Consider the following 1,984-nt stretch of genomic DNA (forward strand, 5'->3'; position numbering starts at 1 on the left):
GTTCAAGCTGGCGTCCTGGAAGCCCAGCGAGCTGCTGGCGCTCGACCGGAACGATGGCTACTGGCAGGGCCAGCCGGGCTTCCGCCGGGTCTTCATCCGCCATGTCCCTGACGCTTCGACCCGGCTGCTGCTGCTGCAGAAGGGCGATGTCGACGTCGTCCGCAACCTGACCCCGGACCAGCTGAAGTCGTTGCAGGGCAATGCCGACATCACGCTTGAGCCGGTGCAGAAGATGTCGATCTTCTATGTCAGCTTCAACGTCCTGCACCCGCCCTTCGACAAGCCGGAGGTGCGGCAGGCCCTGAAATACCTGATCGACTATGACGGCATCGTCGGGACCATCATGCATGGCCTCGCCACCGTCCATCAGACCCTGGTCCCGGCGGGCATGCTGGGCGCGATCGACGACCAGCCGTTCAGGCTCGACGTCACCAAGGCCAAGGCGCTGCTGGCCCAGGCCGGCCTGCCGGACGGGTTCAAGACCACGATGGATGTGATCAACCAGTCGCCCTACATCGACATCGCCCAGGCGCTTCAGGCCAGCTTCGCCCAGGCGGGGGTGACGCTGGAGCTGATCCCGGGCGACGCCAGGCAGGTCCTGACCAAGCAGCGCGCCCGCAACCACGATGTCTATATCGGCCGCTGGGGGCCCGATTATGAGGATCCGGATTCCAATGCCGGGACCTTTGCCATCAACACCGACAATGGCGACAACCCGGCCTCGAAAACCACGGCCTGGGCCAATGGCTGGCAGGATGCGGCGCTGACGGCCGAGGCCCAGCGCGCCGTGCTCGAGCCCGACAGCGCCAAGCGGGCGCAGATCTATGCCGACCTGCAGCGCAAGCACATGGACGTGTCGCCCTTCGCCTTCATGTTCCAGCTGTCCGAGGTGATCGCCAGCCGCAAGACCGTCGAAGGCCTCACCTGGTCGGCGACCTATGACAGGAACCTCTATTGGACCGGCAGGAAGCCCTGACCCCGTGACTGCGACCAACCTTCAGCCACTCCCGCCGCGGCCCGGCCTGCGCCGCCGGCTCCGCGGCAGCCTGCTGCACCGGATCGCGGGCGTCGTCACCTCTGTCGTGACGACGTTCTTCGGCCTGCTGCTCATCACCTTCCTGATCGGCCGCGTGGTGCCGATCGACCCGGTGCTGGCCGTGGTCGGCGACCGGGCGCCGCGCGACGTCTATGAGAAGGCGCGGCTGGAGCTCGGCCTCGACAAGCCGCTGTGGCAGCAGTTCGGCCGCTATGTCGGCGACGTGCTGTCGGGTGATCTCGGCACCTCGGTGCTGACCTCGCGGCCGGTCTTGGAGGATATCGAGCGGGTGTTCCCGGCGACGCTGGAGCTGGCGACGCTCGGCGTGCTGATCGGCATCCTGGCGGGGGTGCCGGTCGGGGTGATGGCGGCGGTCCATCGCGGGCGATGGCCGGATCATCTGGTCCGTGTGGTCGGGCTGATCGGCTATTCCGTGCCGATCTTCTGGCTCGGCCTGGTCGGGCTGCTGCTGTTCTATGCCAAGCTCAGCTGGGTCGCCGGCCCCGGGCGGCTCGACGTCTTCTATGACGGGCTGGTCGACCCGGTCACCGGGGTGATCACGATCGACGCCATCCTGGCCGGCGAATGGGACGTGTTCTGGAACGCGCTGTCCCACCTGATCCTGCCGGCGGCGCTGCTCGGCTATTACAGCCTGGCCTATATCAGCCGGATGACGCGGTCCTTCATGCTCGACCAGTTGCGCCAGGAATACGTGACCACGGCGCGGGTCAAGGGCGTGTCGGAACGGGCGGTGATCTGGCGCCATGCCTTCCGCAACATCCAGGTGCCGCTGCTGACCGTCATCGCCCTGTCCTATGCCGGGCTGCTGGAAGGCGCGGTGCTGACCGAGACGGTGTTCGCCTGGCCGGGCCTCGGCCAGTACATCACCAACTCGCTGCTGAACGCCGACATGAACGCGGTGCTCGGCGGCACCATCGTCGTCGGTGT

At 66.9% G+C, this 1,984-nt stretch carries 2 protein-coding genes; both read left to right on the plus strand.

Annotated features, from left to right (window positions below; translation table 11 throughout):
* Positions 1 to 976, plus strand: a 976-nt coding sequence (locus tag AC3XYG_RS16485; RefSeq protein WP_489140935.1) for an ABC transporter substrate-binding protein, incomplete at its 5' end; no start/stop codon positions are given.
* A 4-nt stretch (positions 977 to 980) separates the two neighbouring features.
* Positions 981 to 1,984 (plus strand): ABC transporter permease (locus tag AC3XYG_RS16490; RefSeq protein ID WP_489140936.1); only part of this gene is annotated, 1,004 nt, incomplete at its 3' end.

The organism is Inquilinus sp. (assembly GCF_057815775.1).